At 70.5% G+C, this 20,787-nt stretch carries 26 protein-coding genes; 13 read left to right on the top strand and 13 right to left on the bottom strand.

Annotated features, from left to right (window positions below):
* Window positions 1–4: 4 nt before the first annotated feature.
* The 7 genes from ACYU96_RS19580 to ACYU96_RS19550 all read left to right on the top strand — a co-directional run bounded on the left by ACYU96_RS19580 (window position 5) and on the right by ACYU96_RS19550 (window position 6,716).
* Complete coding sequence (locus ACYU96_RS19580; RefSeq protein ID WP_460757469.1) at window positions 5–319, top strand: hypothetical protein; 315 nt, start codon at window positions 5–7, stop codon at window positions 317–319.
* Window positions 316–753 (top strand): TadE family protein, encoded by a 438-nt coding sequence (locus ACYU96_RS19575; protein ID WP_460757467.1) that lies wholly within the window; start codon window positions 316–318, stop codon window positions 751–753. The genes ACYU96_RS19580 and ACYU96_RS19575 overlap by 4 nt, the downstream gene beginning before the upstream one ends.
* The gene (locus ACYU96_RS19570; protein ID WP_460757464.1) at window positions 750–1,187 is read left to right on the top strand and encodes a TadE/TadG family type IV pilus assembly protein; all 438 of its coding nucleotides are present in this window, start codon (window positions 750–752) and stop codon (window positions 1,185–1,187) included. The genes ACYU96_RS19575 and ACYU96_RS19570 overlap by 4 nt, the downstream gene beginning before the upstream one ends.
* A gap of 1 nt (window position 1,188) precedes the next feature.
* Window positions 1,189–1,692 (top strand): TadE/TadG family type IV pilus assembly protein, encoded by a 504-nt coding sequence (locus ACYU96_RS19565; protein ID WP_460757461.1) that lies wholly within the window; start codon window positions 1,189–1,191, stop codon window positions 1,690–1,692.
* Window positions 1,692–6,203 (top strand): LysM peptidoglycan-binding domain-containing protein, encoded by a 4,512-nt coding sequence (locus tag ACYU96_RS19560; protein WP_460757459.1) that lies wholly within the window; start codon window positions 1,692–1,694, stop codon window positions 6,201–6,203. Before ACYU96_RS19565 ends, ACYU96_RS19560 begins: the two co-directional genes overlap by 1 nt.
* Window positions 6,204–6,347: 144 nt before the next feature.
* On the top strand, window positions 6,348–6,470 hold the full coding sequence (locus ACYU96_RS19555) for a hypothetical protein (protein WP_460757457.1): 123 nt from the start codon (window positions 6,348–6,350) through the stop codon (window positions 6,468–6,470).
* 108 nt (window positions 6,471–6,578) lie between these two features.
* On the top strand, window positions 6,579–6,716 hold the full coding sequence (locus ACYU96_RS19550; RefSeq protein WP_460757454.1) for a hypothetical protein: 138 nt from the start codon (window positions 6,579–6,581) through the stop codon (window positions 6,714–6,716).
* On the opposite strand, the gene ACYU96_RS19545 is transcribed toward ACYU96_RS19550, so the two are convergent.
* From ACYU96_RS19545 to ACYU96_RS19535, 3 genes are all read right to left on the bottom strand, one after another.
* The gene (locus tag ACYU96_RS19545) at window positions 6,693–8,009 is read right to left on the bottom strand and encodes a hypothetical protein (protein WP_460757451.1); all 1,317 of its coding nucleotides are present in this window, start codon (window positions 8,007–8,009) and stop codon (window positions 6,693–6,695) included. The two genes, ACYU96_RS19550 and ACYU96_RS19545, sit on opposite strands and share 24 nt — an antisense overlap.
* 135 nt (window positions 8,010–8,144) lie before the next feature.
* Window positions 8,145–8,633: a hypothetical protein gene (locus ACYU96_RS19540; protein ID WP_460757449.1), complete on the bottom strand. Its 489-nt coding sequence runs from the start codon at window positions 8,631–8,633 to the stop codon at window positions 8,145–8,147.
* Window positions 8,630–9,160 (bottom strand): DUF1016 N-terminal domain-containing protein, encoded by a 531-nt coding sequence (locus tag ACYU96_RS19535; protein WP_460757446.1) that lies wholly within the window; start codon window positions 9,158–9,160, stop codon window positions 8,630–8,632. The genes ACYU96_RS19540 and ACYU96_RS19535 overlap by 4 nt, the downstream gene beginning before the upstream one ends.
* Before the next feature lie 273 nt (window positions 9,161–9,433).
* On the opposite strand from ACYU96_RS19535, the gene ACYU96_RS19530 reads away from it, so the two are divergent.
* From ACYU96_RS19530 to ACYU96_RS19520, 3 genes are all read left to right on the top strand, one after another.
* A complete protein-coding gene (locus tag ACYU96_RS19530; RefSeq protein WP_460757443.1) occupies window positions 9,434–10,114 on the top strand; it encodes a hypothetical protein in 681 nt (226 codons plus the stop codon).
* 455 nt (window positions 10,115–10,569) lie between these two features.
* A complete protein-coding gene (locus tag ACYU96_RS19525; protein WP_460757441.1) occupies window positions 10,570–11,052 on the top strand; it encodes a hypothetical protein in 483 nt (160 codons plus the stop codon).
* A 228-nt stretch (window positions 11,053–11,280) separates the two neighbouring features.
* Complete coding sequence (locus ACYU96_RS19520) at window positions 11,281–11,583, top strand: hypothetical protein (RefSeq protein ID WP_460757438.1); 303 nt, start codon at window positions 11,281–11,283, stop codon at window positions 11,581–11,583.
* Window positions 11,584–11,587: 4 nt separating this feature from the next.
* Here ACYU96_RS19520 and ACYU96_RS19515 read toward each other — a convergent pair whose 3' ends face one another.
* The 8 genes from ACYU96_RS19515 to ACYU96_RS19480 all read right to left on the bottom strand — a co-directional run bounded on the left by ACYU96_RS19515 (window position 11,588) and on the right by ACYU96_RS19480 (window position 16,380).
* The gene (locus ACYU96_RS19515) at window positions 11,588–12,097 is read right to left on the bottom strand and encodes an endonuclease V (protein ID WP_460757436.1); all 510 of its coding nucleotides are present in this window, start codon (window positions 12,095–12,097) and stop codon (window positions 11,588–11,590) included.
* Complete coding sequence (locus ACYU96_RS19510) at window positions 12,094–12,696, bottom strand: GNAT family N-acetyltransferase (RefSeq protein ID WP_460757434.1); 603 nt, start codon at window positions 12,694–12,696, stop codon at window positions 12,094–12,096. Before ACYU96_RS19510 ends, ACYU96_RS19515 begins: the two co-directional genes overlap by 4 nt.
* Window positions 12,697–12,730: 34 nt before the next feature.
* Window positions 12,731–12,985 carry an SHOCT domain-containing protein gene (locus tag ACYU96_RS19505; RefSeq protein ID WP_460757432.1) on the bottom strand — a complete coding sequence of 85 codons (255 nt, stop codon included), beginning with the start codon at window positions 12,983–12,985 and terminating at the stop codon, window positions 12,731–12,733.
* Window positions 12,986–13,096: 111 nt separating this feature from the next.
* Window positions 13,097–13,480, bottom strand: coding sequence for an ArsR/SmtB family transcription factor (locus ACYU96_RS19500; RefSeq protein ID WP_460757428.1), 384 nt, complete (start codon window positions 13,478–13,480; stop codon window positions 13,097–13,099).
* Window positions 13,477–13,947 (bottom strand): SRPBCC family protein, encoded by a 471-nt coding sequence (locus tag ACYU96_RS19495; protein ID WP_460757425.1) that lies wholly within the window; start codon window positions 13,945–13,947, stop codon window positions 13,477–13,479. The genes ACYU96_RS19500 and ACYU96_RS19495 overlap by 4 nt, the downstream gene beginning before the upstream one ends.
* Window positions 13,948–14,074: 127 nt before the next feature.
* On the bottom strand, window positions 14,075–15,076 hold the full coding sequence (locus ACYU96_RS19490) for a PKD domain-containing protein (protein ID WP_460757423.1): 1,002 nt from the start codon (window positions 15,074–15,076) through the stop codon (window positions 14,075–14,077).
* The gene (locus ACYU96_RS19485; RefSeq protein WP_460757420.1) at window positions 15,076–15,690 is read right to left on the bottom strand and encodes a DUF6318 family protein; all 615 of its coding nucleotides are present in this window, start codon (window positions 15,688–15,690) and stop codon (window positions 15,076–15,078) included. Before ACYU96_RS19485 ends, ACYU96_RS19490 begins: the two co-directional genes overlap by 1 nt.
* 207 nt (window positions 15,691–15,897) lie before the next feature.
* Window positions 15,898–16,380, bottom strand: a complete 483-nt coding sequence (locus tag ACYU96_RS19480) for a GbsR/MarR family transcriptional regulator (protein ID WP_460757418.1) — start codon at window positions 16,378–16,380, stop codon at window positions 15,898–15,900.
* Window positions 16,381–16,423: 43 nt separating this feature from the next.
* Here ACYU96_RS19480 and ACYU96_RS19475 point away from each other — a divergent pair, with 43 nt between their 5' ends.
* Window positions 16,424–16,993, top strand: a complete 570-nt coding sequence (locus tag ACYU96_RS19475; protein WP_460757415.1) for a DUF6653 family protein — start codon at window positions 16,424–16,426, stop codon at window positions 16,991–16,993.
* A gap of 39 nt (window positions 16,994–17,032) precedes the next feature.
* Window positions 17,033–17,611, top strand: coding sequence for a DinB family protein (locus tag ACYU96_RS19470; RefSeq protein ID WP_460757413.1), 579 nt, complete (start codon window positions 17,033–17,035; stop codon window positions 17,609–17,611).
* Between the two features lie 365 nt (window positions 17,612–17,976).
* Here the strand turns inward: ACYU96_RS19470 and ACYU96_RS19465 are convergent, their stop codons facing one another.
* A complete protein-coding gene (locus ACYU96_RS19465) occupies window positions 17,977–19,395 on the bottom strand; it encodes a hypothetical protein (protein WP_460757410.1) in 1,419 nt (472 codons plus the stop codon).
* A 72-nt stretch (window positions 19,396–19,467) separates the two neighbouring features.
* Window positions 19,468–19,815 carry a YnfA family protein gene (locus ACYU96_RS19460; protein WP_460757408.1) on the bottom strand — a complete coding sequence of 116 codons (348 nt, stop codon included), beginning with the start codon at window positions 19,813–19,815 and terminating at the stop codon, window positions 19,468–19,470.
* A gap of 116 nt (window positions 19,816–19,931) precedes the next feature.
* Between ACYU96_RS19460 and ACYU96_RS19455 the strand changes: the two genes are divergently transcribed.
* Complete coding sequence (locus tag ACYU96_RS19455; protein WP_460757405.1) at window positions 19,932–20,690, top strand: MerR family transcriptional regulator; 759 nt, start codon at window positions 19,932–19,934, stop codon at window positions 20,688–20,690.
* The last annotated feature ends 97 nt before the right edge of the window (window positions 20,691–20,787 follow it).

Genomic DNA, 20,787 nt, shown 5'->3' with positions numbered 1-20,787 from the left:
TGCCATGTCCACTGAACAGCACCAGTCCGGCCGACGGGTCGGCGCAACGGCGTCGGGCGTCGTCGTCCGGGCACACCTGCGCGCAACCGAGGCGCGCGGACTGACGGGCCGCGCCGCCGCGCGCCTGTCGGAGCGCAGCGCGGAGCTGCGCAGCCGCGTCGCGGCCCGCCGCCAGGGCCTCCCCGACGACGCCGGCCTCGAGTCGATCGAGGTCGTCGTGCTCTCCGTCGTGGGCCTCGGGATCGCCGTCGGTCTCGGCATCGCGATCCAGGGGCTCGTCGAGCGCTACATGGCGCGGCTGGAGGAGGGTGGTCCGTGACCGATGGACGCACGTCCGGACTGATACCCCACCACGCGTCGACCCGGTCGGTCGCGGCTGGGGAACGTGGTGCTGCTTCGATCCAGACGGTGATCACGTATCCGGTGGTGCTCCTGCTGATCTTCGGCATGGTGCAGGGCGCGATCTACTTCCACGCGCAGAACGTGGCGCGCTCCGTGGCGAACGGGGCCGTGCAGGCCGCGCGGCTCGAGAACGCCACCGAGGCGGACGGGTACGTCGAGGCCTCCGCGCGGCTGAACCGGGGCCGGGACGTGTTCGCCTCCGTCGACGTCGTGGTGCAACGGGGCGAGGAGGTCGCGACGGCGACCGTCGAGGGCCTGGCGCCGTCGCTGGTGCCGGGGTTCCGCGGGCTGCGCGTCGCGCAGACGGCCACCGGTCCGATCGAGCGCTTCACCCCGGCGGTGGGCCCATGAGCGCTCAGCCCGGCGGCTCCGGAGAACAGGGCAACATCGCGATCAACACCGCCGTGATCTTCCCGATGGTGCTGCTCATCGCGATGCTGCTGCTCATGGCGGGCCGGATGGTCCTGGCGCAGGGCGCCGTGCAGTCGGCGGCGAACGAGGCGGCGCGGTCGGCGTCGATCAGCCGGACCGTCGCTGCCGCGCACACGTCGGCGTCGCAGACCGCGCTCAGCACCCTGGACAACTCGGGTGTGTCCTGCTCGACGACGACGGTCGTGCCCGTCCTCGATGCCTTCGCCCTGCCCCTCGGGACCGTGGGTGAGGTGCGCGTCGACGTGTCGTGCATCGTGCCGCTGTCGGACCTGGGCCTTCCCGGCGCGCCGGGCGCCCGCGAGATGCACGCGACAGGCACGTCGGTCCTGGACGCCTACCGGGGAAGAGGCTGACATGCGTCGAACGCTGCCCGGGTCGAGTGCGCGGTACGGGGTGGGCCCGGACGTCCGGACCCGGCCCGTTTCGTGCAGGCGACGGAGTGCGGGGCGGGGTGAGCGCGGCGAGGTCAACATCCTCGTGGCCGGGTTGCTGCCCGCACTGATCATCGCCATCGGGCTCGTCGTCGACGGCGGTGGTCGGCTCCAGGCAGCCGATCACGCCCAGTACACGGCGGAGCAGGCCGCGCGTGCCGGCGCGCAGGAGCAGGACATCTCCGAGGCGCAGTACGGCCGTCCGCCCAGGCTCGACGCGACCGCGGCCGCGGCCGCCGCCCAGAACCACCTCAGCGCGGCCGGCGTCACGGGCCGCGTCGACTACGTACAGAACGCGTCCATCGGTGTCAGCACCACCGTCACCTATGACACGAAGTTCCTTGCCCTGATCGGCATCCGCTCACTGTCCGCGGAGGGATCCGCGGAAGCCAGAGCCGTGCGCGGTATCACACAGGAGGGATCCTGATGAGCACCACGACTGAACGCAAGGCAGCGGCAACAGCGTCCCAGACGCCCGGTTCCGCCTCGGACGAGGGTCCCGCGCCCGGCGCCCGCAGTGTCGCCGGGCGCGTGATCCGCGGGCTGTTCTCCGCGATCGTGCTCGTGGTGCTCGTGGTCGGTATCCCGATCGGCCTGTGGGTCTTCGGGGTGCCGCTGCTCGACGGCGACCTGTCGTGGGCGAAGCTCGTCTCCGTGATGTCCTCGCCGGACGTGAGCGGCGACGTGCTGCTCAGCCTGGTGACGGTGGTGGGCTGGCTGGCCTGGGCCACGTTCGCGATCGCGGTCCTGGTCGAGCTCGTCGCCGCGGCCCGCGGGGTGCGGGCGCCGCACCTGCGCGGGCTCGGCCTGCAGCAGCGCCTCGCCGCCGTGCTGGTCGGCGCGGTCGTGGCGATGGTGCTCAGCACACCGGGCGCGGGGCAGGCGGTCGCGAGCTCCCAGGTGGTGGACCCGGTCGACGGCCAGTCCCCGGACGCGGTCGCTGCCGACGTCCTCGAGTCCGCACCGGGCGACACGGCCTCGCCGGACGCCGACGGACCGAGCGGCGGCCCGGTGGACGGGCGTGCGGTCGCGGCCGGCTCCGACCTTCGCGCAGGACCGGCGCCGGTGGGACAGGTGGCGTCGGCGCCGAAGGCCACCAAGACGCGGGCCGAGACGAAGGCGGCGAGTGCGCGCGCGGCGTCGTCGGACGCGAACACGAAGACCTACACGGTGCGGCCGGGTGACTCCTTGTGGCGGATCGCCCAGGAGACGCTGGGCGACGGCACCCGGTTCAAGGAGGTGGCCCACCTCAACTACGGGGCGGAGCAGGCCGACGGCCACGCGCTCGACGGCTCGCACTGGGTGCGGCCCGGGTGGATCCTGACACTGCCCGGCGACGCCGGCGGGCCGGGCGTGCAACGGGCCGCCGGCGAGGCGGAGCAGGCCTCCGACACCGCGGCGGGCTCCGAGCACGACGTGACCGTGGAGAGCGGCGACACCCTGTGGGGGATCGCTGAGGCCGAGCTCGGGGACGGGACGAAGTACCCGGAGCTGTACGAGGCGTCACGCTCGACGACACAGCCCGACGGACGCCGGATCACCGACCCCGACCTGATCCACCCGGGCTGGCGAGTCACCGTTCCGCGGCAGGGCGAGGCGGAGAAGACGGTCTCCGACGTCGAGCCTGCGCCGGAGACCGACGACTCGGCGGCCGGCACCGACGCACCCAACCAGTCGGGCGAGAGCGACGCGGCCGGCGAGGACCCCGCGACGGACGCCGCCGATGGTGGTGCCTCCGCTGCCGAGGGGAGCGTGTCCGACGACGACGGTGACACCAGCGAGGACGATGCTGCCTCAGAGGGCTCCGCGTCGGCGGGCGACGAGGCCGAGGAGCCGGTCGAGGGCGAGCGCGTCGTCGAGGAGGACAGCCCGTCCGCCGAGGTCCCGGCCGACGGATCCGCCGCCGACGGCAGCGCTGCCGAGGAAGAGGCAGACCCGGTCCCCCGTGGCGTGCAGCGTGGCGAGAAGGAGTCCGTCGGCACGGCGAACGAGACGTCCAACGGCACCGGCGCCCCGGACGACACGACCGAGCCTGACCGCGAACCCGAGCCCGAGCCCGAGCGCACCCCCGACGTCGACGCGCCGCCGCTCGACGAGGTCGACGAGTCGGACACTCAGACCCCCGAGATCGACGAGCCCGCCCCCGGCGTCGAGGAGCCGATCGGCGAGGGCGCCTCTTCCGACGACCAGCCTGTGAGAGAGGCGGCCCCGGCCGACGAGGCACCTGTCGGGGCAGCGGCCGAGACCCCATCCGACGACGAGACGGCCGCTGCCGCCGTCCCGCCCGGCGGCGCCGTCGACAGCAGCACCGAACGGGACGCCGAGGACGCACCCGGGGAGGGCCGGGGCAGCCCCGACGCTCCGGGGGAAGCGGCCGGTGCCCAGGACGCGACCTCTGACGCTCCCGCGTACCAGGAGGTCACACCGGACGACCTGACCGGCCAGCCCACCCTGGAGGCCGGCGCCGAGCCCGCCCCCGACATCGCGGAATCTCCCGCCGACGCGGGCGACAGCGTCGCCGCGCCCGAGGAGGCGGCTCCTCCAGCTCCTCCAGGGTTCACGGCCACCGATCCCGATCCCGCCGTCAGCGCCGCGATCGTCGACGCCAGCCTCTCCGACGAGATCCTCGAAGCCTTCGACGTGCGCACCGCCGCGGGCGTCGGCGGCCTCCTCGCCGCCGGGATCCTCACCCTGCTCGCCGGGCGCCGCGCCCGCGCGCGCCGCAGCCGCAAGCCGGGCGAGCGGATCGGGATGCCGACGGCCGGCACCCCGTCGGCCGAGCTCGAGACAGACCTGCGCGCCGTCTCCGACCGGCTCGGCCGCGAGCAGGTCGACGTCGCCCTGCGCACCCTCGCCGGCTGGCACCGCGAACGCGGCCTTCCGCTGCCCGGCGTCCGCGTCGCCCGCCTGAAGTCCGGCGAGTTCATCGAGCTCTACCTCGACCGTGCCGCCGAGCTCCCGGCTCCCTGGGTCAGCACCACGGACCGCTACGTCTGGCAGCTCCCCGCCGGCGAGAACCCGGCCGTGGCCAGCGACAAGGCGACCCCTGACCTCATGGAGTCGCCCTACCCGTCGCTCGTCACGCTCGGGCACGACGACGAGAACGCGCACCTCATGGTCGACCTCGAGAACATCGGCTGCCTCGACATCCGGGGTTCCGACGACGCCGCCCAGGCCACGCTGGCCGCGCTCGCGGTCGAGCTCGCGACGTCGCTGTGGGCGGACGACCTGCAGGTCACGGTGGTCGGTGCGCTCAGCGACCTGACCGGCGTCGTCGACACCGGACGCATCCGCCACGTCCCGTCGGTCGCGGGGATCGTGCGTGAGCTGGAGGCCCGGGCGGCTGACGTGAACCGCACCCTCGTGCAGGTGGGCGCCGCCGACCTGTCCGACGCCCGCGGCCGGGGGCTCGCCATGGACGCCTGGACCCCGGAGATCCTCCTGGTCGGGGAGTCGCTGGGCACCGCCGAGCGCACTCGGCTCGAGGGCCTCGTCGAGCGGGTACCGGGCGTCGGGATCGCGGCGGTGACGTCGTGCTCGGAGATCGGCGAATGGATGCTCGACCTGACCGGTGAGCTCACGGGCGGGGACAAGGCGCGTGGTGTGCTCGTGCCCGCGTACATCGCCGTTCGCCCGCAGCAGCTCGACGCCGCGACCTACCTCCAGGCGCTCGATCTGCTGGGCGATCCGGAGCCGGTCGCAGGGCCGGCGTGGGCCCGGAACCTTTCTCCGGAGGAGCCGGAGCTGGTCCAGCCGGAGATCCTTCCGGACTTCGACGAGATCGCCAGTACCAGTACGGACACGGACACGGAAGTCACAGGGGATGTCGTGGAGGCACCGGTGGGCGAGAAGGTTGCGGTCGAGGTCGGCGCGGGCGTCGGCGGAACCGCGGACATCCGCCCCGCGTCGGGCTCGACGGGCGCGTCGGTCGACCTGGCTGCCGAGCCGGTGACGAGCCCGGCATCACCGGGTGTACCCGCCAGTCCGGGCCCGGGGCCCGGCGGCAGCGGCCCCGGGTGGGACGGCGACGGCCCCAACCCCTGGGTGGCGGCCCCCGACGAGGACGCGACCGACGGTGCGAGTGACGGCACGACCGACCCCTCCGGCGCGGCGGGCACCACGGCCGCCGTCGTCCACGAGGCGCTCGAGGTTCCGGTGGAGCCGCATCCTGCGCGCACGCCGGTCGTCCGGGTGCTCGGGTCCGTCGAGCTGGCGGGGTGCGCCGGGACGGACCTTCCCGCCAGTCATCAGCGGCAGGCGATGGAGCTCGTCGCCTACCTGGCGTTCAATCCCGGGGCCCGCGGGTCGGACATCTCGCGGGCGCTGTGGCCGTCGCGGGACCCGAACCTCGCGACCCGGCGGAGTGCCGTGTCGCGTGCGCGGCGCTGGCTCGGCACCGACGCCTACGGCTTCGAGTACCTGCCGCGCTACTGGTCCACTGACGACGGATCGCAGGTCGACCAGGAGAAGGCCGGATACCGGCTGCGCGGCGTCACGACGGACTGGGACCTGTTCTGCGACCTGGTCGGCCCGGACCTGACGACGACGTCGCTGGACGACCTGCGCCGCGCGCTCGAGCTCGTGCGGGGGGTGCCGTTCCAGGACACGCCCCCACGCAAGTACGTGTGGGCCGAGGTGCTGATGCAGGAGATGGCCGCCGGCGTGGTCGACGTGGCGCACGAAGTGTCGCGCCGCGGTCTGTCCGAGGGCGATCTGAGCATCGCGCGCGCCGCGTCGCGGGTCGGGCGGATCGCCGACCCAGCGGACGAGCGTTCCTGGCGCAACTCCATCCGCACGGAGTACGCGAGCGGCCGCATGGACGCCGCGGGCCGCCTCATCGATCGCCTCCGCGACCACCTCGAACAGCTCGACATGGACCCGGAACCGGAGACGGAAGAGCTCATCAGCGAGATCGACGCGGCCGGCAGGAAGCGCTGACCCCGGCGGCGCCGGGCGGTACCGGACCGAGCCGTCCGGCGCGCCGGCGCCGCGGGGACCTCCTCCGGGCGGGCGACCCCGTGGCACGCTCTGGGCAGCCCTGCCGCCGCCGGTGGCGACGTGGCACGACTGGAACGGCGGCACATGCCGTACGTGACTTGCTACAGCACGTTGCGGAGCCTCGGCTACGCCGCGAGCTTCATGTCCGTCCACAACGGCGAGCTGCACGCGGGGAAGTCCAACTCGTCCTCACGCGACTGGATGTGACGCTACGACTTCGGCACCGACGGCCGGCTCTCCCGGGACACCTCGTGGGCGCGGCGCCAGGTGCTGCTCAAGACGCAGGCGCGGTCCCGTTGCTTCCAGGCGCCGCCGATGGCCGAAGGGATGACCGTCTACCAGGGGAAGGTCTACCTGCTGTTCGAGAGCGGCGCGTCGAAGTACGACGGCAGCAAGTGGCGCACGAAGAAGCTGCATGTCGCGTCGGTATCAGGGCTGGCCGGACAGATCTGACGCGGTCGGGGCGCGCGGCGCGGCGCGCAGCCCCGAAGCGCCGACGGAGATCTCCGTCCCGGTGAGGTGCCAGGAGTCGCCGTCGTGGACGGCGACGTAGAAGCGCTCGAACTCGGGCGGCAGCGCATCCGTTCGGAGGACGGCCGTTCGCCTCCCGATCTGATCCGGCTCGCCCAGGTCCGTGGATACGGAGCTGTCGGTGATCGCGTTAACCGGGATCAGGCCGGCCTCCACGCCGCCGCCGGTGACCGCCACCGGCAGGGGGTCGCCGGCCTCGATCTCGTCGCTGCTCACCTGGACGTCGTACTGGTGTGACGGTGCGTCGGCCGCGGGCAGCACGTCGAACGTCGCCGACGCGATGGTGTTCGTCCCGAGGACGTTCTGCGCCAGCACCTCGACGGTGTGCGTACCGGGTTCCATCGACGACGTCGCGGCGAGCCACTGGGCGTCGGTTCCGTCGGACGGGGTGCCCTTCCAGCTGCCTTCCTCGGTCCCGTCAGGGCCATACACCTTCCAGGTGACCCTGCGGTGATCGCCCAGGTTGTAGGCCGAGATCCCGGTGATGCGGTCCTGGTGCAGCTCTGCGTTCCCGTTCTGGAAGTACACGTACGGGCCGGACGGCGGTGGCGCCAAGGTCGTGCCGTCGGTGAACCAGCCCCTGCCCGCGTCGAGGAGAGCGACCCAGGTGCCCTCGCCCAGGTCACGGGAGTCGATCGACAGGCTCGCAGTGCCGTCGTCGGCGACGTCGAACGGGGTGATGCGGGAGAGGCCGGACACTCCCTCGCGCGCCAGCGCGAACTCCGCCGCCTGGTTGCGGGGCAGCCCGGAGACGTGGATCGTCGTCGTACCGTCCGCGTTCGGTTCCGTCCTGAGCGACGCCGAGAGCGGCGGAGCGTCTGCCGCCGGAAGTATCTGGAGCGCGACGTTCGCGGAGGCGCCCGTCGCGCCATCGGTGATCTTCAGCGCATAGGAGCCGGTGACCATGTTCGTGGTCGGAGTGACCTGGCGGTACACCTTGCCGTCGTCGTCGGTGCGGGCCGTCTGGCTCGACACGGCATTCCCGTCCGGGTCGTGGAGGTCCCACGTGACCTCGCCGCCCGGGGTGAACCCCGAACCGACGATGCTGATCGTGCGGTTCTGGTGCACGCTCACGGACTGGAGCTCGGCCGTCGGCCCGGCCGTCGCCGGGAGCGTCGCCACGACGACAGTTCCTGCCACCGCGAGGAAGATGCTGACGAGCACGGCGGTCAGGCGCCGGGCGCGGGCGGGCACAAGGTTGCTCGGACTGGGCAAGGTTCGCTCCCATGAGTCGGTAGCCGCGGTCGGGCGCGGCCGGGTACGGGGGGAGTGCGCGGTACGACTCAAGCACGACGAGCGGGGAAGAGCATCCGCTACGCCGACGGTGGCGGTGGTGGTGCTCACGCCGACCTACGGTGTCTCCTCCCTCAGCGCCCCCAGGAGTTCCCGGACGCACAGGTCGTAGGTGTGGAATCCGTCGGCGCAGTACTGTGCCGACCGTTCCGACCGCGGTATGTCCAGGTACGCAGTGCTCAGCGCCTCGAGGTCTTCGAGGGCTTCCGCGACGCGCAGTCCGTCCCTCGGCCGACGTCCCTCGGCGGGGCGGCCGGTCAGCGCGACGTCGAGGCTCTCCAAGGGCCTCAGCTCCCGGCGCACGAGCGCGCCCGCGCGGTCCACGGTCGCGTCGTCCCAGCCGTGCCGCTGCTGCCGGGCGAGGATCTCGCGTCCCGTCTGCCAGGAGAGCCGGATCATCTCGGCGCTGACGTGCTGCGCGGCCCGGTGACGACTCTCGCTGACACGGCGTTGGAGGTCGGTGGAGAACTCGTCGTACCCGGCCGGCTCCGGGCTCGTGCCGTTGCCGTCCCGCCGGCGGGCGTGTCGGATCGGCAGCCCGGTCACGCCTGGAGCCCCAGGCCGACGTCGGTCCGCCGGGCCACGATGCTCTCCGTCAGCCGCCCGCGGGGCTCCGCCTCGATCGCGTGCGCGAGCGTCTTCGCGGACCAGTTGTGCTTGACCGCCTTGGCCGCGTAGCGGTCGCGGTCCTCGCGGGTCTCGAGTCGATCGAGCAGCACCGTGATGTGTTCCCAGGGGAGCAGGCCGACGGACCCCCGCAGGATCGTGTCGGAGTCCGGCCAGGCATCGGCGAACCGCCGCATGCGCAGCACATCGTCCGAGGTCCATCCCTTGGCCGTGAAGTCGCGGTGGATGTCCTCGGAGATGCGTTCCGCCGTCTTGGTACCCCAGCCGCTCCTCCCGTCGAGCTGGGCGAGGTCGTGTCCGGTGCGCCAGTAGACCAGCAGCAGCTCGACGTTCGCGGCGCGAGCGGCGCGCAGCCGACTCTCGCGCAGACGGGTGCGGAGGGACTCGTAGAACTCGGCGTAGCCGGCGGGCTCCACGCCGACAGGACGGGTGGTCGTCATCGTCATGCAGCAATCGTCATAGCAATCTAGCCCGGTCGCATCTTGGGTGCCGATCTGCAACGTTGGCTGTGGAAAACTGTCGTTTGATGCTGCTGGGTGTGCACGCCTGGTCTGTCCGCTCTTGGCGAGATGTTGTGAAGTATCACGCCTCCGCCCTTGCCTGGCATCGGTCTTCTACTGGACCCTGTACGGGGTGCCCGTGTGGCGCATTTGCACAGGGCACGGACACTAGATCTAGAACGACCGACAAGCCGCCCGATCCCTGCCGGAGGCCCCAGGATGCCGAACAGCTTGAGTACCCCGTTGCGCGTCGGCGCGGCGGCAGCTGGCGTGCTCGCGCTGGTCGCGGTGGGCCTCGTGCTCGCCTACGGCCCGGGAGACGGCCGATGGGTCCAAGGCGCCCTCGGCGCCGGCCCGGGGGAGTCCGCCTCCCCGGAACCCTCGGTCTCCGACTCGCCGACGACGGCGGACACGAGCGAGGAGAAGCCTGCCGGTACGCCGAAGCCGACTACGCCGGCGCAGATCAAGGCCAAGAACATCGCGGACGCGAAGGCGCGTCTCGAGGAGTACTACGCGACTACTGCGAGCGTGGCGAACAACGGGTATGAGAAGTGGGAAAACCGACTCCAAAACTTCTGGGGTACGCGAGCGACGCGCGTTGCCGCAGGTCAGGTCTACGACGATTTCCGCGAGCAAGGGGTCTATACCAAGGGTGCAGCCGAGCTGGTGTCGGTAAAGGCCTCCAACTACACCCCGGCGACAGCCGGCTTCGAAGAGATCACGTTAGATGCATGTCTCGATTTCAGTGAGGTTCAGACTTTCGATCGTCGCGACAAGTTGATCCCGCGCGACGCGTCGGCTCCTACCCGCTATATGTTCACCTACGAAATGCGGAACCAGGGCAAGAGTAACGAGTGGGCGTTCATCGCCGAGTCGCCTGACCAGGAGCGAACATGTTGAGGCGGGCTCTTTCGGTCGTCTTCGTAACTGCCCTCCTCGTTGGCGGCGCAGCGCCTTCAGCTGTGGCAGACCCTCCTGCAAATTGCACTGAGGTGCCTCTGCCCGATGGAACCGTGAAATTAGTTTGTGAGGAGGACCCACCGTCTGGTGGGGGTGGAGGTGGAAATGGTGGAGGCGACAGTGGCGGAGACCGCACCTGCACCTTCCAAGGACGTACCATTGACTGCACCACAGACTTCGGCTCGTGGGACGGGACCTGCTACGTACGCGTGGCACCTGACCAGCCGCCTAAGAGCGAGCCCATCTGGGACGGCAACGATGACGGTGTCATCGTGGAGTGCACCCCATATGCCTGTGCAGTGAATGGGAACAACTGCAATGAGGCGACCTATGAGTGGGCCCCCGGACCGCCCGACGCCCCGCAGGTGTCACCCGAAGAACTCGCTCGCCGCGCTGTGGCGCAGATGAACCTCGACATGGGCATCCTTGGCAGCACACCCCCGCCGACGTCGTCGAACGGGAACGCCATGGGGCAGCTCGGTCTGCCGATCTGGCTCTGGGTGGTGAACCGTGCCGAGAACACGACTGGTCCGATCACTCGGTGGGCTGCGGACGGCGGGCTCTCGGTCAGCGCGACCGGCACCCTCGACCGCACGGTCTGGACCATCAGTCGCGCTGGTCAGGACCTTGCGACGGTAACTTGCTCGGGTGCGGACGCGGGTGGCACCCCGTACGACGGCCGCGACTCGAAGCTCCCTAGCCCGACCTGCGGTTTCCCGCCGGACTTCAACGCCCACCCGGGCAATCTCACGCTCACGGCGACCGCCTACTGGACCGTGACGTGGCAAGGCGGCAACCAGACCGGCACCGTCGAGGTCCCGCCGCAGAGCAACGAAAGCCAGATCCGCATCGGCGAGACCCAGGCGATCCTCGACTGAAGTGCGGAGGTCGTGTCGAGGAGTGCGTGAGGGCGGTCGGTCAGATCGTCCGACTACCGGCCGACGGCGCCGCACCGCGCGCGATTTCTGCCGCAAGTAGCCCACAGCCTCGGAAGCAAGGGGGAATGCCGAGGCCGTGGGCTACTCGAACAACCTAGCGCTTCTCGGCGCACAGACGTAATCGCAGTCAGAATTGGTCAGATCACGTAACAGGGGGCTCAATCCGAGATGTCACCACTCGCTTGGTTCGCGTTGATCGTCGTGGGCCCGGTCGCGATGGGCCTGGCAGCGACGACGCAGTGCGGGGCGCCGAATCGGAAGAAGGCACGGAACGGAGAAGTCCTGCGCTGTCGCCGAACCGCTGTCGGGGTGATGCAGCGGTGCCATGATCACCGGCAGAACCGGGAGGGCGTGGCGCCGTCGGACTGGTTCGGCTTTGCGTCGTTCGCGGTGGCAATTCCGGCGTTCTTCGCCTGGCGCGCTGCCTACGACGGTCCGTTCCTGAGCGAGCTTCTTCCCGGGGTGCTCTGATCGGTCAGCCCGACCGTGCCAGACGGTCGACCTTTCGCAGTGCATCCGGGTAGCGGGCGGAGCCGGCCATCTGCCCCACCAGGTCGGCGGCGTGATCGAGAGCCATTCCTGCGGCGGTGACGAACAGCGGGCGCTTCGATGTAGTACCGCGGACGACGTCGATCGCATGGGTGGCGGCACGAAACCGGGTCTTCGCTACTCCGATCACCACCGGAGCGAGTCCTTCGGTGTGCACGTGCGCGCCGAGCCCGGGCCGCCCGTCGGGGTCGAGGGTGACGTAACCGTCCACGACGAGCAGGTCGAGGGGTCGGGCGCCGGAGCCGGACAGTAACGACCTCAACGGTGGCAGCTCGCGCTCGTAGAAGTTGCCGGGTCGGTACTCCGCGACTTCCCGCACCTCGGCGGTGTGTTCCTCGATCACCTCGCTGAAGACCGCCGTCGGGCACACGATGAGGGCAGCTCGCGCTCCACCGTCAGGGAGGTAGTGGACGTCGACGGCACCGAACCGGGTCACGCGCGGGCATTCCACTCGTCGGCGAGCATGGCGTACTCGATGCCGTCCATCCAGCCGAGGTCGCGGTGCAGCGATTCCTTGACCACGTAGACCTCGCGACGCATGCCGACGCGTTCCATGAGGCGCCAGGTGCGTTCGTTCGCGGCGAAGGCACTGGCGATGACGCGGTGCAGGCCGAGCTCGGCGAAGGAGATGCGGATCAGCTCGCGCACGGCCTCGGTCGCCAGGCCCCGGCCGCCGAACTCCGGGTCCATCGCCCAGCCGAGCTCCGCCTGGGCGCCGTGAGCCCGGGCAGCCACCTCGCGTTGTGCCCAGGCGTCCTTGATCAGGAGCATGAGGTCGCCGGCGATGGCGCCGTCGTGCTCGAACACGAGCGTGCGGGCCATGCGGGTGGGTTCGCCCTGGTAGCTGCGCCAATCCTGTTCGTCGGCAGGTTGCCACGAAGTCCACTGGGAGAGCTCCGGGAGGCTGCGGTACTTCCACATGGATGCCAGGTCGTCGGCGGTGCAGCGGCGCAGGACGAGACGCTCGGTCCGGAACGGCCAGGGGAGCTCGTCGAGCCGGGCCTGTGGGTTGTCTGCGGTAAAGGTCGAGGTCACCGGACCAGCCTCGCACGGCTGTGGGTTGTTGGAACTACACGTCGAGCAGTTTCCGCTTTGCTGCTGCGAGCTCCGCGTCGGTCAACGTGCCCTGCGCGTGGAGGGCCGCGAGTTCGGTCAGTGTGGTAGATGAGGGCTGCGGCGCCGATGGCGGGAGCACCAAGGGTGCCGGCCGCGTACTGCGGGTGGCTGCCAGCGCGATCAGGACGACGACGGTCACCAGGACGGCCACGCCCATGGCGGCGATCACGAAAAGGACGAGCAGGTGCACGGGCTGCATGGCTCCCACAGGGACCTCCAGCGACGGACGGGGATGTCCAAGGAACACTATCGTTCCCGATGCGCTGGACTGGGAAGACTCGGGCTCGGCACGCCGCCGTGCCGAGCCCGTGCGCCTCCGTCAGTCCTCCTCGTTCCGCTGCTTGTCCTGTGGTGCGCGTTCGACGGCCTCGGCGATCTGCTTGATCCGCTGGAGTCGTGCGTCCCATGCGGATCCGACCGAGGAGAGCTGCGCCACCGCGCGAGCGAGCTGGGCGTCGTCGACGCGATAACGCTTCTCCCGCCCGGCCGTCGTGGCCCGGACCAGCCCGGCACGGTCGAGGACGCCCAGGTGTTTGGCAACGGCCTGGCGGGTGATCGGCAGCTGGTTGCCGAGCGAGGTCGCGCTGCCACCTCCGTCGGCGAGGAGGAGATCGAGCATCTGGCGCCGCGTCGGGTCCCCGATCGCGGACCAGAGCGCGTCGTCGACCCGCGCGGAGGTTCCAGAGCCCCGGGCGGAGCTCATGGCTGGGTCTGCAGTGTCGTGATGTACCGCGTGAGGCGAGGGAGGAAGAAGTCCCAGCCCTCGATGTGCTCCTGGAACTGCTCCTCGAGGACCGCGATCTCCCAGCCCATCTCGCGGAAGCCGGTCTCGGTCATCCGCAGCAGGGTGCCGCCCTCGCGTGGCGTCAGCGCGAACGTGACAAGCAGCGAGTTTCGTTCCGTCGCGAGCTCGGCAGCCGGGTGCGTCCAGCGGAACGAGAAGGTGCGAGGCGGGATCACCTCGAGGACCGTGAACGCGACGACTCCACCGTCCGCGTCCGGGTCCCCGAAGACGATCTCCCCGGTGGATCCCGGCATGGGATCGTAGCGGGCCTCGTCAGGCCACCACTCCTTGAGGTGCTCCGGGCTGCTCACCACGTCGAAGACCGTCTCGGGCGCGGCCTCGATGTAGAGCTCGCGTTCGATGGTCCCGAGTTCCTGGGTGCTCATGAATACCTCCTGCAACTAGTGGTTGCAGTGAGGCTATCCCGAGGGCTGGATGATTGCAACCGTTGGTTGCTAATGGGGGGTGCGGAATGCCAGCACTGTGGCCGCGCACGGTGGACGCGAGAGGTGGTCAGTAGCTCAGGTCCTCGACGAGGCGGGTGCGGGCCTCGCGGATCTCGATCGGAGGAGACGACGAATCCGTGGTGGCCTGCCCCGGGACATCACGCCACGCCGGGTCGCCAGGGAGGCGGAACTGCCCGCGCCACGTGGTGGTGAGCGTGATGGTTGCTTCACCTGGAGTGACGTAGGCGTGCGCGACCGTGTGGTCCGGGTACGGTGCGCCTGGATCGGTGCCCTTGTCCGCCGCGCCGTCGCCCCAGCTCCAGGTGTAGGTGTCCGGGACCGCGCGGATGCTGACCGGGATGCCGAACAGGCTGGTGTCGAGCACGCGGGGCTCGTCCTCGGCGTAGGCGATGGTGTCGAGGTTGACGAGGGTCCAGCCGTTGGGCGGCTGCACCTTGAGATCGCTCGGCTCGATGGCCATGTTGCGGAAGGCGCGGGCGGCCGCGGCGGGGATATCGACCTGTCGGCGCTGCTGGCCCTGGGCCTGCTGTGCTGCTGCCCGGCCCGCCGGGTCGACGCACGACTCCTCCTCCACCACTTCAGGCTCGGTCCACCCATCGCCTGTCCGCCGTTGTTCGAACAGAGCGTTCTGAACCTCCTGGTCGCCGGTGCAGTCGGCGCCCTCGTAGGGACGTCGCTGCCCGTCGTCCTCGCACTCGGCACGCAGCGCCGACGCGGCGGACGGCAGATCGGAGAACTGGCAGAGCTCCGGCGTGGCACGCCAATGGCGGGTGTTCGGGTCTACGGGTTCGCCGCGGCCCGGTGAGGACGGGGTGGACGGTGGGGCGACGGCGGGTTGATTGTTGGCAGGAGAGTCTTCGCTGCTGGAAGGCGGTGCGGGCTGTGTGGGGGTGTCTCGGAACGCTTCGACATTGACCTCCTGGCCAGCGGCGCCGCCCCGGATGAACGTGTAGTCACGGTCGCTAGCAACCGCAAGGTTGGTTGGCCAAAGCAAGCAGGCTGCGACGGTGATCAATGCGATGCCGGTGGCCGTTGATCGCGAAGGCATTACTCGCCATCACCTTGAAGGACAAGCTCGACAACCTGCCAAGCGCCGTTGCGGAAACCCATTTCGGCGCGGTAGACGTCGACAGAACGATCCTGCGCAAAAAGTGTCTCCCCTTCAACGTCGATGATCTTCCCGGCGGCTTGGTCAATCTCGACGTCGAGTGGGAGCACTCCAGTTAGCGCGTCTCGGTCGTAGATCCGCGCGATATCCATGCTGACTTCGCCACCGATCCACCGATCGCCATTCTCCCGGATCGACTCTGCCTGTTCGAGCGCATCCGAGCAAAACCCACAAGCCTCATGGCTCATCGACTCGAACTCGGCCGTATCCCCTGTCGCCATCACGTACGGGTACAGCTCGATGAAGTACTCCGCCGCGGCCGCAGCGCCCTTCGGGCCCTTGCGGTCCATCGCCGCTGGGCGTTCCGGCTTGGTCACCGGCGCGTCGGTCGTGGCGGACTCGGAGGCGACCGGGGGCGGCGTCATCGGCGAGGGGGCTGCGTCCGTGTCGCCGGCGCAGGCGGCGAGGGTGGCGAACGCTGCCGCGACCACGGCGCCGCACACCAGAGTTCGGACATCGGCATGCGGCGCTACCGGCTGGCCGCGCTCGACCATCGATCGCATGGAACCCCCTGAGTGCGTCGTCCACCTGGACCGTTGCGGATATGCAACGCTCTCAGACGCTATCGGCACCCCCGTCTCGGCGCACGGGCGGCCTGTGGATAACTCTCGCGGAGTTCTCAGCGCCCGCCCGACCGGCCCGTGTCAGGTGACTGAGCTCATCACATGCCGGGCGCCCCGTGGCACGACTTCCACTATCAGCTACGTCCGAGCATTCCGCCGTGCCTCGTACTCCGTCCGCCAGCGTTCCACGAGCGGCGTCATCTGTTCGGACATGTACGTGTAGAAGTCGCGCATCTCGTGGAGGCGGTCCGCCGTCGCCGATGCCTCCGGTGCTGCGGCGAGGCCTTCCGCAGCCGCGTCAGTCATGACGGTGAGCATCGCGTTCTGCTTCGTCATCAGACTGGCCCATGCGCCCGAGCGGAACCGGTAGTGGTCCCGCCGGCTACCCGGCGCCGGCACGCGCTCGATGAACCCGGTCGGCAGGAGCTGCTTCACCGCCGCCGACACCCCACCCGAGCTGATCTGCAGCTGTTCCCGCAGGTCTGCGGGGGTCATCGTGTCTTGTTCGGTATAGAGCAACGCGGTGAGGACCCGTGCCGTCGACCTCTGCATGCCGCCCTCCGCGAGCGTCAGGGCGAGCTTCTCCGCGGCATCCCGCAGCGTGTCGTGCTGTGCTTCCACGTCACACACTCTACCTTCTGGCAGAGTGTTCAGAAGTCTCTGAATGCAGAGTAGGCTGATCATCGACGACGGCCACCCGGCGGTGCTCCTGCGCTCGCTGTCGCCGTCGGGCACGAACGCAGACCCGATCTTCTCGAGGAGGCCCGACATGGGTGTGAAGGACGTCGTCGCCGCCGCGCACGGCATGACCGACGACGCCTGGAAGCGCCACGCCAACCCCTGGAGCGTGTGGACACGGCTCGCCGCGATCCCCGCGCTCGAGCTCGCGGTGTGGAGCCGCGAATGGATCGGGTGGTGGTGCCTGGTGGGCGTCGCGGTCGTGGCGGTGTGGCTGTTCTGGCTGAACGTCCGGGTGTTCGGGCCGGTGGGGCCGACGTCGTGGGCGTCGCGCGGCATCTACGGGGAGCAGCAGCACGTCGCCGGCGACGTGCCCGCCGAGCATCTCGTCATCACCCGAATCCTGGTCGCGGCGGGCCTTGGCAGCTTCGGGCTGATCGCCTGGGGGCTGGTTGCGCTGGACCTGTGGCCGCTCGTGTCGGGGACGGTACTCCTGCTCATGGCACAGCTCTGGCGGATCGACCGGTACGGGCTGCTCTATCAGCAGCAGGTGTAACAGCTTGCTCCTGACAGGGCGCCACGGTTGGCTGCCCCCATGACGACGACTCCCGAACGCTGGACCCAGGGCTCCGACCCCTACAACTGGGTCGACGGCGGCCAGGACCCTCGCGACGCGCTCGCCGGCCCCGTGGGGGAGAGGGAGACCTTGGCGCACTACCTCAGGCACTACCGCCTCACGCTCGAGATGAAGTGCGAAGGGCTCGACGCGGAGCAGATGGCGCGGCGCTCGGTGCCGCCGTCGACGATGTCACTGCTCGGGCTGGTGCGGCACATGGCGCAGGTGGAGAACCACTGGTTCGAGCGCGTGCTGAGGCAGCAGCCCGACGTCGAACAGATCTACGACACCCCCGAGGACGACGACGCGGACTTCAACGGCGCCGTCGCCGACCCGGCCGTCGTGGAGGAGGCATGGGCGACGTGGCGGGACCGTGTAACGTCGGCCGACGCGTGGCTTGACGCTCTTGCCGAGCAAGACCTGGGCGCGACGGTGCCGCGCCGCGGCGAGCAGCTACCCGTGCGGGATGTGCTGGTCCACATGATCGAGGAGTACGCCCGGCACCTGGGGCACGCAGACCTGCTGCGGGAGGCGATCGACGGACGGGTGGGGCAGTAGGGGGCCGGTTCGGTGGTGGCGTACGACGGCTGTGCCATAGGTCGGGCTCGCGATGCGGCAGCAGGACGCCCCCGACGCCATCCCTCACGCCCACGGTCTCGTCGCTGCGCTGCACGAGGAAGGCACGACGCCGCTCGTCGGCGCTCGGTTCGGCACGGAACTGCGGCGCGTGCTCGGCGATGTCGTCGGTGTGGACGTGAAGCACGTGGAGGAGATAGCGGAAACGCGGCACGCGCGCCTGCATGAGCGACCAGACGACAAGCGCGGATCCCACCCAGCCGCCGATCTCGAAGAGGAGGTTCACCCGCCGAGGCTCAGCGGGATGGCTGCCGAGCGGTGTGTCGTCGGCGTCCTCGGGCTGTCCTCTACGACGCCAGGATCCGTGAGATCTGGAACTCCCACAGCACCAGCTCCGCCTCCGGATCGGTCGGCTCCCCGTTCTGAACAGCGCTCATCAGCTCGTCCAGCGCCAGCGGGATCTCGTCCTGCACCGCCTGCTCCAGCGACTTCCGGACCATCTCGGGTGTGAGGTCCTGTTCCGCCGCACGCACCAGCGAGTCCGCCGAGAACTGCCACACGACGGGCCCGGGCTCCGGCCGTCGGTCGGCGGCGAGGTCGAGGAGGCGGACCAGCTCGGGTGAGACCTCGCCGACCTCGGTCGCCGTCAGGTCGTCGCCGAGCAGCAGCGGCGCCGGGTCGGCGCCCAGCAGGCTCGCCACCGCGGCGCCTGCGAGCCGGCGGTCGCGCATCATCGCGCGCCCGTACATCGTCACGGCTCCGTTCTGCATCATGCCGACCGCCTCGGCAATCTCCAGGTACAGCGGGATCGCGGACGAGTCGCCGTCGTCGTCGAAGGGGTGTGCCCACTCGTAGAAGCTGCGCAGGGCGTCGGGGGAGAGGATCCGGCTGCCGTCCGGCACCGAGTCGAGGATGGTTCGGAGCGGGATCTCCGGAAGGTTGTACTCGCGGAACCACTGCGCTCCGAGGTGTTTCGCGAACGCCGTGCGCGAGACGCGGGTCCACAGGCCGTCGGGGTTTGCGCACAGGCGTGTCGGGCGCGTCGAGTCGTCGACGGTGACCTCGCCCCAGGCGTGCAGCGCGCCGAACACGAGCTCGCCGAGCCGGACGTCGACCCCGGCCGCCCGGACCACCGCGGCTCGTTCGTCCGGTTCGGTGTCGGGGCCGCGCAGCGGGTGCGGCTCGCGGTCGAGGTGCCGGCAGATCGCGAGCGCGGCGTCCGCCGCAGCGCCGAGGTCGCGACCGGCGGCGTCGTCGTCGACGGGGGTCTCGGCCGGCACCGTGAACTCCGGCGGCCGTACCGCGAACCCGCCGGTGCCGACCGACCCGATGGTGCAGGGGTCGAAGCCGGGATTCACGATGAGGAGCGTGCCGTCGGGGTCCGTGTCCCACTGTGCGACGTCGACGGGCCACGCGTAGGCGTACGCGATCAGGTCGTCGAGCAGCTCGGCGACCTGATCGGAGAGCTGCTCGCGAGACGTGGCCGGGTCCGTCGTCCTGCCGAGGTGCTCGACGACGGCGCTCCGGGTGGCGTACGGGCGCATGTCGAGCAGCACCTCGAGGACCTGGGCGTGCGGCGTCGAGAGACGGTCGAGCCCGAAGTGGACCGTCTCGGGGTGGAGCGCGTCGTCCACCAGGGCCTCGTACGACTGGTGCATCTTCAGGTGCATCAGCGGGTTGTTCGCCAGGAACTCGACGAGGCCGTCACGGCCCTGCGCGCGGAGGAAGCGTTCGAGACTGGCCGCAACGAAGGCGTCGGTGGTCACGCGCGGATCCTCGCGCGGCAGGGTGGTGGTGTCAACCGCGCGGCAGACAGCCGAGGCCAACATCACCGCAGGTCATGCGTCATTTCTGGGGGCGTACACGATCACTGCCATACCTGCCAGGCAGATCAGCGCGCCCGCCACGTCCCACCGGTCCGGCCGGTAGCCGTCCGCCACCATCCCCCACGCGATCGAACCGGCCACGAACACCCCGCCGTACGCGGCCAGGATGCGCGCGAAGTTCGCGTCCGGCTGCAGCGTCGCCACCACGCCGTACAGCCCGAGCGCGATCACCCCGAACCCCACCCACAGCCAGCCACGCTGTTCGCGCAGCCCTTGCCAGACGAGCCAGGCGCCGCCGATCTCGAACACCGCGGCGACGAGGAAGAGCAGGACGGACCGGAGGATGAGGGAGCTGTCCACGGGCTCACGGTACGACGGCGGTCGCCGGGCGGGCCCTGGTGTGAGCACGCCTGAGGACCGGCGTCCTCGACGTCCCACTTGAAATTGACGCTACGTCAACCTCTACAGTCGCCGTCATGAGCTGGTCCATCCAGGAGATCGCCCGGATCGCGGGCACCACGAGCCGCACCCTGCGGCACTACGAGCAGGTCGGACTGCTGGCGCCCGCGGGCCGCGCACCTGGCGGTGCACGGCGGTACGACCAGGACGCCCTGGTCCGGTTGCAGCGCATCCTGCTGCTCCGCGACCTGGGCATGGCGCTCGCCGACATCGGCGACGCCCTCCGCTCCGAGCCCGACGCCGCCCGCGCGCTGACCGCGCACCGAGAGCAGCTACGGGCGGAGCGGGACCTGGTCGAACGCAGGCTGGCCAGCCTCGACCGGACCATCGACGCGATAGAGAAGGGAGACCGCATCATGGCGGAAGACATGTTCGACGGGTTCGATCACACCCAGCACAAGGAGGAGGTCGAGCGCCGCTGGGGCAAGGAGGCGTACTCGCAGAGCGACGCCTGGTGGCGCGCCCTCGGGACGGAGGAGCAGCGGGAGTGGAAGGCGCGGCTGTCGGCGCTCCTGCAGGCGTGGGTCGACGGCGCGTCCGCCGGCCTCGACCCCGCCGGTAGCGAGGCGCAGGACATCGCCGCCCAGCACGCCGACTGGCTCGCCGGCATCCCGGGTACCCCGGGTCACGGCACGGGCGCGCCGGCCAAGGAGTACCTGGTGGGGCTCGCGGAACTGTACGTCGCGGACGAGCGCTTCGCGGCCAACTACGGCGGGACCGAGCGCGCGGCCTTCGTCCGCGACGCGCTGACCGTCTACGCGGACCGCAACCTGTAGGCCCCGGGGTACCGGGGGGCCCGACGGCGGTCGCGGGTGCGCTGCGGGGCACCCGCGACACCGTCGAGCTCGCGAGGCCGGGTCAGGCCCGCGCGCC

It is taken from the genome of Myceligenerans cantabricum, from assembly GCF_054777735.1.
This window is presented reverse-complemented; position numbering and strand designations above follow the sequence as displayed.

Excerpts from the sequence above, each read along its gene's own strand:
- ACYU96_RS19580 (WP_460757469.1), top strand. The coding sequence starts at position 5 with ATGTCCACTGAACAGCACCAGTCCGGCCGACGGGTCGGCGCAACGGCG.
- ACYU96_RS19570 (WP_460757464.1), top strand. The coding sequence starts at position 750 with ATGAGCGCTCAGCCCGGCGGCTCCGGAGAACAGGGCAACATCGCGATC.
- ACYU96_RS19565 (WP_460757461.1), top strand. The coding sequence starts at position 1,189 with ATGCGTCGAACGCTGCCCGGGTCGAGTGCGCGGTACGGGGTGGGCCCG.
- ACYU96_RS19560 (WP_460757459.1), top strand. The coding sequence starts at position 1,692 with ATGAGCACCACGACTGAACGCAAGGCAGCGGCAACAGCGTCCCAGACG.
- ACYU96_RS19555 (WP_460757457.1), top strand. The coding sequence starts at position 6,348 with ATGCCGTACGTGACTTGCTACAGCACGTTGCGGAGCCTCGGCTACGCC.
- ACYU96_RS19550 (WP_460757454.1), top strand. The coding sequence starts at position 6,579 with ATGGCCGAAGGGATGACCGTCTACCAGGGGAAGGTCTACCTGCTGTTC.
- ACYU96_RS19535 (WP_460757446.1), bottom strand. The coding sequence starts at position 9,160 with ATGACGATGACGACCACCCGTCCTGTCGGCGTGGAGCCCGCCGGCTAC.
- ACYU96_RS19530 (WP_460757443.1), top strand. The coding sequence starts at position 9,434 with ATGCCGAACAGCTTGAGTACCCCGTTGCGCGTCGGCGCGGCGGCAGCT.
- ACYU96_RS19520 (WP_460757438.1), top strand. The coding sequence starts at position 11,281 with ATGTCACCACTCGCTTGGTTCGCGTTGATCGTCGTGGGCCCGGTCGCG.
- ACYU96_RS19500 (WP_460757428.1), bottom strand. The coding sequence starts at position 13,480 with ATGAGCTCCGCCCGGGGCTCTGGAACCTCCGCGCGGGTCGACGACGCG.
- ACYU96_RS19495 (WP_460757425.1), bottom strand. The coding sequence starts at position 13,947 with ATGAGCACCCAGGAACTCGGGACCATCGAACGCGAGCTCTACATCGAG.
- ACYU96_RS19490 (WP_460757423.1), bottom strand. The coding sequence starts at position 15,076 with ATGCCTTCGCGATCAACGGCCACCGGCATCGCATTGATCACCGTCGCA.
- ACYU96_RS19485 (WP_460757420.1), bottom strand. The coding sequence starts at position 15,690 with ATGGTCGAGCGCGGCCAGCCGGTAGCGCCGCATGCCGATGTCCGAACT.
- ACYU96_RS19475 (WP_460757415.1), top strand. The coding sequence starts at position 16,424 with ATGCAGAGTAGGCTGATCATCGACGACGGCCACCCGGCGGTGCTCCTG.
- ACYU96_RS19470 (WP_460757413.1), top strand. The coding sequence starts at position 17,033 with ATGACGACGACTCCCGAACGCTGGACCCAGGGCTCCGACCCCTACAAC.
- ACYU96_RS19455 (WP_460757405.1), top strand. The coding sequence starts at position 19,932 with ATGAGCTGGTCCATCCAGGAGATCGCCCGGATCGCGGGCACCACGAGC.